The sequence below is a fragment of the Pseudomonas sp. DrBHI1 genome (assembly GCF_002205115.1).
Classification (GTDB): domain Bacteria; phylum Pseudomonadota; class Gammaproteobacteria; order Pseudomonadales; family Pseudomonadaceae; genus Aquipseudomonas; species Aquipseudomonas mosselii.
The window spans coordinates 156,380-164,285 of the sequence record NZ_NIBE01000057.1; the positions used below are offsets into that span (position 1 = coordinate 156,380).

The 7,906-nt window shown below is 68.3% G+C and carries 7 protein-coding genes; 6 read left to right on the forward strand and 1 reads right to left on the reverse strand.

Annotated elements, in window-relative coordinates; genetic code table 11:
* Positions 1–57: 57 nt before the first annotated feature.
* The 6 genes from CC207_RS11260 to CC207_RS11285 all read left to right on the forward strand — a co-directional run bounded on the left by CC207_RS11260 (position 58) and on the right by CC207_RS11285 (position 7,188).
* Positions 58–1,278 (forward strand): M20/M25/M40 family metallo-hydrolase, encoded by a 1,221-nt coding sequence (locus CC207_RS11260; RefSeq protein WP_088852103.1) that lies wholly within the window; start codon positions 58–60, stop codon positions 1,276–1,278.
* A 6-nt stretch (positions 1,279–1,284) separates the two neighbouring features.
* Positions 1,285–2,784, forward strand: a complete 1,500-nt coding sequence (glcD, locus tag CC207_RS11265) for a glycolate oxidase subunit GlcD (RefSeq protein ID WP_062364327.1) — start codon at positions 1,285–1,287, stop codon at positions 2,782–2,784.
* Positions 2,784–3,830, forward strand: a complete 1,047-nt coding sequence (gene glcE, locus CC207_RS11270) for a glycolate oxidase subunit GlcE (RefSeq protein ID WP_036985835.1) — start codon at positions 2,784–2,786, stop codon at positions 3,828–3,830. Before glcD ends, glcE begins: the two co-directional genes overlap by 1 nt.
* A 9-nt stretch (positions 3,831–3,839) precedes the next feature.
* A complete protein-coding gene (gene glcF / locus CC207_RS11275) occupies positions 3,840–5,096 on the forward strand; it encodes a glycolate oxidase subunit GlcF (RefSeq protein WP_088852104.1) in 1,257 nt (418 codons plus the stop codon).
* A 165-nt stretch (positions 5,097–5,261) separates the two neighbouring features.
* Complete coding sequence (locus tag CC207_RS11280) at positions 5,262–5,603, forward strand: hypothetical protein (protein ID WP_028689365.1); 342 nt, start codon at positions 5,262–5,264, stop codon at positions 5,601–5,603.
* Positions 5,604–5,754: 151 nt separating this feature from the next.
* A complete protein-coding gene (locus CC207_RS11285; RefSeq protein WP_028689364.1) occupies positions 5,755–7,188 on the forward strand; it encodes a PLP-dependent aminotransferase family protein in 1,434 nt (477 codons plus the stop codon).
* Here CC207_RS11285 and CC207_RS27535 read toward each other — a convergent pair.
* On the reverse strand, positions 7,181–7,906 hold a 726-nt coding region (locus tag CC207_RS27535; RefSeq protein WP_256582066.1), incomplete at its 5' end, for an MFS transporter. The genes CC207_RS11285 and CC207_RS27535 overlap by 8 nt on opposite strands.

The window sequence follows — 7,906 nt, forward strand, 5'->3', positions numbered from 1 at the left end:
GGGATGATCGCGTAGCAGGGTCTACGCTAAAGGGTTCACACAACGAGATCCCTGCCCATGCCCTTGCGACTCTGCTCTTTGGCCCTTGCCTTGGCCTGCGCCACCGCCCAGGCCGCCGACCCGACGCCCCAGGCACTGTTCAGCCAGGCCCAGGCCGAACAGCCTCACTACCTGGAAACCCTCAAGACCCTGGTGGCCGTGGACACCGGCACCGGTACCGAGCCCGGCCTCAAGCAGGTCGGCAACGAACTGGTGAAACGACTGGAGGCTCTCGGCGCCAAGGTCACGACGCAGCCGGCCACGCCTTCGGTGGGCGACAACATCGTCGGTACGCTCAAGGGCAGTGGCGACAAGGACTTCCTGCTGATGGTCCACTACGACACGGTGTTCGGCCCCGGCACCGTGGCCAAGCGTCCGTTTCGGATCGACGGCGACCGCGCCTACGGCCCCGGCGTGGCCGATGCCAAGGGCGGCGTGGCGATGATCCTGCATGCGCTGAAACTGCTGCAAGACCAGCAGTACAAGGGTTACCGCACCCTCACCGTGCTGTTCAACCCGGACGAGGAAATGGGCTCGACCGGCTCGCGGCAGCTGATTGCCGAACTGGCGCGCAAGCATGACTTCGTCTTCTCCTACGAGCCGCCCGACAAGGACGCGGTCACCGTCGCCACCAACGGCATCAATCGCCTCAAGCTCGAGGTCAAGGGCCGCGCCTCCCACGCAGGCTCCGCCCCGGAGGCCGGGCGCAACGCGCTGCTGGAGCTGGCGCACCAGTTGCTGCAATTGAACAACCTCGGCGACAAGAGCAAGGGCACCACCGTCAACTGGACCCTGGCCAAGGCCGGGGAAAAAGCCAACATCATTCCCGCCCAGGCCAGCGCCGAGGCCGACATGCGCTACTCCGACCTGAGCGAGACCGAGCGGGTGCAGGAGGATGCCCTGCGGATCATCAAGAAACAGTTGGTGGCCGATATCCAGGTCGAGCTGGTCATGGAAAAAGGCCGTCCGCCGCTGGCCAGGAACGACGCCTCCACGGAACTTGCGCAAACGGCGCGGCAGCTCTTCAGCAAGATCGACCGGCAGTTGCAGCCGATCGCCATGCGCTTCGGCACCGACGCCGGCTACGCCTACGTGCCCGACAGTGACAAGCCGGCGGTGCTGGAGACCCTCGGCGTGGTCGGCGCCGGCTTGCATGGCGACGACGAATACATGGAGATCGCCAGCGTGGCGCCACGCTTGTACCTGACGGTGGCGATGATCCGGCACCTGGCGCAGTAAGTCTTCATGAATATCCTTTACGACGAACGTGTCGACGGACCGTTGCCAGCCGTGGACAAGCCGGCACTGCTGGCCGCCCTGCGCGAGGCCCTGCCCGACCTGGAGATCCTGCACCGCGGCGAAGACCTCAGGCCCTACGAGTGCGACGGCCTCTCGGCGTACCGCACGCTACCGCTGCTGGTGGCGCTGCCCGAGCGCATCGAGCAGGTGCAGGCGCTGCTGCGGCTCTGCCACCAGCACGGCGTGCCGGTGGTGGCGCGCGGCGCCGGCACCGGCCTGTCCGGCGGCGCCCTGCCGTTGAGCCAGGGCATCCTGCTGGTAATGGCGCGCTTCAAGCGCATTCTCGAGGTCAACCCGCAGGGCCGCTTCGCCCGGGTCCAGCCTGGTGTGCGCAACCTGGCGATCTCCCAGGCGGCGGCGCCCCATGGGCTGTACTACGCGCCCGATCCGTCCTCGCAGATCGCCTGCTCGATCGGCGGCAATGTCGCCGAGAATGCCGGTGGCGTGCATTGCCTGAAATACGGCCTGACCGTGCATAACCTGCTCAAGGTGGAAATCCTCACCGTCGAAGGCGAACGCCTGGTGCTGGGCAGCGATGCCCTGGACAGCCCCGGATTCGACCTGCTGGCGTTGTTCACCGGTTCCGAAGGCATGCTCGGTATCGTCACCGAAGTCACCGTCAAGCTGCTGCCCAGACCGCAGGTGGCACGGGTACTGCTGGCCAGTTTCGACAGCGTCGAGGATGCCGGGGGCGCGGTGGCCGAAATCATCGGCGCCGGGATCATCCCGGCTGGACTCGAGATGATGGACAACCTGGCGATTCGCGCCGCCGAGGATTTCATCCATGCCGGCTACCCGCTGGACGCGGCGGCGATCCTGCTGTGCGAGCTCGACGGTGTCGAGGCCGACGTGCAGGACGACTGCGCACGGGTCGATGCCGTGCTGCGCAGGGCCGGCGCCCGCGAGGTGCGCCTGGCCTGTGACGAAGCCGAGCGCGCGCGCTTCTGGGCCGGGCGCAAGAATGCCTTCCCGGCGGTGGGGCGCATTTCCCCGGACTACTACTGCATGGATGGCACCATCCCGCGCCGGGAGTTGCCACGAGTGCTCAAGGGCATCAGCGAGCTTTCCCGGCAGTACGGCCTGCGGGTGGCCAACGTGTTCCATGCCGGCGACGGCAACCTGCACCCGCTGATCCTGTTCGATGCCAACCTGCCCGGCGAACTGGAGCGCGCCGAGGCCATCGGCGGCAAGATCCTCGAACTGTGCGTGGCCGTCGGCGGCAGCATCACCGGCGAACACGGCGTGGGCCGGGAGAAGATCAACCAGATGTGCGCGCAGTTCAACAGCGACGAGATCACCTTGTTCCACGCGGTCAAGGCCGCCTTCGACCCACGGGGCCTGCTCAACCCGGGCAAGAACATCCCCACCCTGCAGCGCTGCGCCGAGTTCGGCGCGCTGCATGTGCACAACGGGCAACTGCCCTTCCCCGACCTGGAGCGTTTCTGATGGACAGGGACTTGAGCCAGGACCTGCGGGAGCAGGTCAACCAGGCGCTGGAGATGCGCACTCCGCTGCGCATCCAGGGCGGCAACAGCAAGGCCATGCTCGGTCGCCCGGTAACCGGGCAGGTCATCGACATCCGCGGCCACCGGGGCATCGTCGGCTACGACCCCACCGAATTGGTACTCACCGCCCGCGCCGGCACGCCGCTGCGGGAGGTCGAGGCGACACTGCACGAGGCCGGGCAGATGCTGGCCTGCGAACCACCACACCTGGGCCCCGAGGCAACGCTGGGCGGCATGGTCGCGGCCGGGCTGTCGGGGCCACGCCGGCCCTGGGCCGGGTCGGTGCGTGACTACGTCCTCGGTACCCGGCTGATCACCGGCCACGGCAAGCACCTGCGCTTTGGCGGCGAGGTGATGAAGAATGTCGCCGGCTACGACGTATCGCGGCTGATGGCGGGCAGCTTCGGCTGCCTGGGGCTGCTCACCGAGGTGTCGTTGAAGGTGCTGCCGCGACCACGCCAGTGCCTGGGCCTGTGCCTGGAGATGAACGTAGGCCAGGCCCTGGCCGAACTCGTCGAATGGGGCCGGCAAGCGCTGCCGATCAGCGCTGCCTGCCATGACGGCGAGACGCTGCACCTGCGCCTGGAAGGCGGCGAAGGCTCGGTGCGCTCGGCCCGCGAGCGCCTGGGTGGCGAAGCGCTCGACACGAACTTCTGGCACGACCTGCGCGAGCAGCGCCTGGCCTTCTTCGCCGCACCCGCGACGCTGTGGCGGCTTTCCCTGCCCCTTGCCTGCGGCGCCCTCGACCTTCCGGGGCGTCAGTTGCTCGACTGGGGCGGCGCCCAGCGCTGGCTGAAGTCTGATGCCCCGGCGTCCGTCATCCGGGCGTTGGCGGCCGAGGCCGGCGGTCATGCCACCGCCTACCGGCCCGGTGATGACAGCAGCGCCCCGCTTGATCCTTTGACGCTGCGCTATCACCAGGCGCTCAAACGCCAACTCGATCCCCAGGGCGTGTTCAACCCTGGCCGCCTGTACGCCGACCTGTGAGGCCACGGCATGCACACACACCTGAGCGACTCCGCCCGCCAACTGCCCCGCGCCGACGAGGCCGAACGTATCCTGCGCGCCTGCGTGCACTGCGGGTTCTGCACCGCCACCTGCCCCACCTACCAGTTGCTCGGCGATGAACTGGACGGGCCTCGCGGGCGCATCTACCTGATCAAGCAGGTGCTCGAAGGCGAGCCGGTGAGCACCAGCACCCAGGCGCACCTGGACCGTTGCCTGAGCTGTCGCAACTGCGAGACCACCTGCCCGTCGGGGGTGGAGTACCACAACCTGCTCGACATCGGCCGCGCCGTGGTCGACCGGCAAGTCCCCCGACCACCGGGGCAACGCCTGCTGCGCGCCGGCCTGCGCGCCGTGGTGCCACGGTCTGGCGCATTCGAGGCCCTGGTGCGCGCCGGCCAGGCCCTGCGCCCCCTGCTCCCGGCCAGCCTCAAGGACAAGCTGCCGGCGCATGTTGTAGCCCCACGCCAACGCCTGACACCGCGCCACGCCCGACATGTGCTGCTGCTCGAAGGCTGCGTGCAGCAGGCCCTTTCACCCAACACCAACGCCGCCGCCACGCGCCTGCTTGACCGGCTCGGCATCAGCGTCAAACCGGTCCATGAGGCCGGCTGCTGCGGCGCCGTGGACTATCATCTGGATGCACAGGCGCGTGGACTCGACCGTGCCCGGCGCAACATCGACGCCTGGTGGCCGGCCATCGAGGCCGGCGCCGAGGCCATTGTGCAGACCGCCAGCGGCTGCGGTGCGTTCGTCCGCGACTATGGCCACCTGCTGGAACAAGACCCGCGTTACGCCGCCAAGGCCGCCACGGTCAGTGCCCTGTCCCGCGACCTGGTGCAGGTGCTGCAGGCCGAGCCACTGGAGCGACTGGGTGTCTGCACCGAGCAGCGCCTGGCGTTCCACTGCCCCTGCACCCTACAGCATGCCCTCAAGCTCGGCGGAGCGGTGGAAGGCCTGCTGCAGCGCCTGGGCTTCCACCTCACCCAGGTGCCCGATGGCCACCTGTGCTGCGGCTCGGCCGGCACCTATTCGCTGACCCAGCCGACGTTGGCGCGCCAGCTACGCGACAACCGCCTCAACGCCCTGGAAAGCGGCAACCCGCAGCTCATTGCCACCGCCAACATCGGCTGCCAGCTGCACCTCGGCGGTGCCGGGCGCACGCCGGTGCGGCACTGGATCGAAATCGTCGAGGCGGCGCTTGAGCCCGGCGCTGTCGAGGCGACGGAAATTGTGCCCCGCCCCTGACGCGGATCAAGGCGATGTTCAACCTGGCACCTGTAATTTCGGAACCCTCCTACCGAAAACACGGAAGCTTCTAGATTGTTGCCACACCGTCGGCAAAACATCATCCGACCTGGAGACGTGACCGCCGCCCCGGCACGGCCAACCCCATCCAGACGAGGCCATGCCATGCCCGCAAACGCTGATCACCCTACCCGTGAACTGCGCCATACCCTGCGCCAACTGCTGGCCCACGAGGTCAGCAACCCCGATGACAATCCGCACCTGTCCGGGGTGCGGTTCTTCTGTGCCACCGACGAGCACACCCGCCAGCTGATCGAGCGGGTCGAGCTGCTCGCCAGCGAAGCCTTCTTCGATGCCAAGGGCCGCGCCATCCCAGCCCGCATGCGCGAAGCCGCGGTGGACGGCGTGTGCATCCAGCAGAAACGCAAGGCCTGCGAAGACGAGACGGTGATCCGCATCGCACTGCCGGAAAAAGGCTACATCACCATCAGTACCGCCCGACTTTGACTCCTCGTCGCCAACAAGCCAGATCCCACAGGGTGAACACGGTCCTTGTGGGAGCCGACTTGCCGGCGATGGGCCGCAGAGCGGTCCCCTTGCAGCCAACGCAATAAACCCCGAAGCTTTTATCCCCCTGCGCTTCGGACACCCTCCCCCGATGGAACTGCACATCCGCCTCGAAGGCCGCAAAGGCCTGGCCGAACAGCTCTACCAGCAACTGCGCGCCGGTATTGACAGTGGCCACCTGGCCGCCGGCACCCAGCTGCCACCCACGCGTCTCTTGGCCGAACAACTGGGGGTTTCGCGCAAGACCGTGGCCGAAGCCTATTCGCGCCTGACCTATGACAACCTGCTCAGCGGCGTGGTCGGTCGCGGCACGTTCATCACCCCGCGCCACACGCCGCGCCAGAGCGACTGCGACAACATCCCGCTGGCCGCCGCCGACACCCTCGAACGCTGGCGCCAGCGCGCCACGGTGCTGGGCCGGCGGGCGCTGGACGCACCGTCGCGCTATGACTTCATCGGCGGCGCCTCGAGCAAGGCGCAGTTCCCCTACGACCACTGGCGCAGTTGCATGAACTACGCCCTGCGCCGCAGCCAGCGCCACCCCGACCGGCAGTTTTCCGCCCAGGGCCTGCCGGAGCTGCGCGAGGCCATCGCCCACCAGATCGCCTTCACCCGCGGCATCCAGTGCGCGGCCAGCGATGTGCTGGTGTGCAATGGCGCCCAGCAGGCCTTGGACCTGATCGTCCGGGTACTGGTCGAACCCGGCTGCAAGGTGGCCATGGAGGACCCGGGCTACCCACCGGCACGCCAACTATTCCTGGCCCTCGGCGCGCGCCTGCAGTCGGTGCCGGTGGACGACCAGGGGCTGTGCGTCGAGCAGATCGAGGACGGCACCCGGCTGATCTACGTGACACCCTCGCACCAGTTCCCGCTGGGCATGCCCATGGCCGAGCCACGGCGCCAGGCGCTGCTGGCGCGGGCCGCGGAGCTTGGCGCACTGATCATCGAGGACGACTACGACTGCGAGTTCCGCTACCAGGGGCCGGCCGCCGAAGCCCTGCAGCGCCTGGATCGACATGGCCTGGTGGCCTATGTCGGGACCTTCTCCAAGACCCTGCTGCCGGAACTGCGCCTGGGTTACGCGGTGCTGCCGCCGACCGTGCTGCAGGCCGCCTGCGTGGCCAAGCACCTGAGCGACTGGCACAGCCCTAGCCTGCAGCAGTGGGCGCTGGCGCGGTTCATCAGCGAAGGTCACCTGAACAAGCACATCCGCCGTTGCCACGAGGTGTACAGCGCCCGCCGCGAACGGATCCTGGCACGCCTGGGTGGCGACCTGGCGCCGTGGTTCGACGCGGTGCCGGCCAGCGCCGGCTTTCACCTGAGCGCGCTGGCCAAGCCCGGGGTGGACGTCGAGCTGCTGATCAACCTGGCGCGCAAGGTGGAGGTCGGTCTTTACTCCCTGGCGCCATTCTTCAGCGAAGCGCCGGTCAGGCCAGGCCTGTTGTTCGGCTTCGGTGCCATCGAACTGCTGGACATCGACCCGGCACTGGACCGGGTCGGCGATACCCTGCAACGCCTCAGTTGAGCGCCGCCGCAGGCGCTCGCCGCTCACCGGCGATGGCCCGGGCATAGCCGTTGGGGGCGAAACGCACGGTCACCAGCAGCATCGCCAGCACCGTGCAGGTCAGCAGGGTCCAGGACGCCTGGAAGTCGCCGCTGACATCACGCAGCCAGCCGGTGATGTACGGCACGATACCGGTGATGATGAAACCCACGCCCTGGACAAAAGCCGCCAAGCTGCCGGCTTCACCGGGCGTGCGCAGGTGCTCCAGGGTCAGCGTCAGGCTCAGGCTGAAGCACGCGCCCAGACCCAGGCCGATCAGCGCCACCCACAGGCCCATGGCGCTGGTCGGCGCCAGCAGCAAGCCAAGAAAGCCCGCCAGCTGGATGAGCAAGGCCAGCCACAGCCCCGGCCGGCGATCGGCCAGGCGCCGCAGCAGCAACGGCAGGCCCAGGGCGCCGCAGACCTGGAAGATGGTCATCAACCCGACTAGCTCGCCGCCACTCTGGGCCGTGCCGCCGTGCTCCAGGTGATAGGCCGGCAACCAGGCGACCATGCTCGTGTAGCCGCCGTTGATCAGCCCGAAGTAGAGCGCCAGCAGCCAGGCCCGACGGTTGCCGAACCAGTGCCCGCCGCCGCCACCGGCCAGGGACGGCGTGTCCTGGCGCGGGCGCAGGGCGACCCACGCCACGATAGCCAGCAGCGCCGGCAGCGCCCACAGGCCAAGGCCGAACTGCCAATG

What these genes read in the sequence shown, in the direction of transcription:
- CC207_RS11260 (WP_088852103.1), top strand. Translation starts at nt 58, where the DNA reads ATGCCCTTGCGACTCTGCTCTTTGGCCCTTGCCTTGGCCTGCGCCACC.
- glcD (WP_062364327.1), top strand. Translation starts at nt 1,285, where the DNA reads ATGAATATCCTTTACGACGAACGTGTCGACGGACCGTTGCCAGCCGTG.
- glcF (WP_088852104.1), top strand. Translation starts at nt 3,840, where the DNA reads ATGCACACACACCTGAGCGACTCCGCCCGCCAACTGCCCCGCGCCGAC.
- CC207_RS11280 (WP_028689365.1), top strand. Translation starts at nt 5,262, where the DNA reads ATGCCCGCAAACGCTGATCACCCTACCCGTGAACTGCGCCATACCCTG.
- glcE (WP_036985835.1), top strand. Translation starts at nt 2,784, where the DNA reads ATGGACAGGGACTTGAGCCAGGACCTGCGGGAGCAGGTCAACCAGGCG.
- CC207_RS11285 (WP_028689364.1), top strand. Translation starts at nt 5,755, where the DNA reads ATGGAACTGCACATCCGCCTCGAAGGCCGCAAAGGCCTGGCCGAACAG.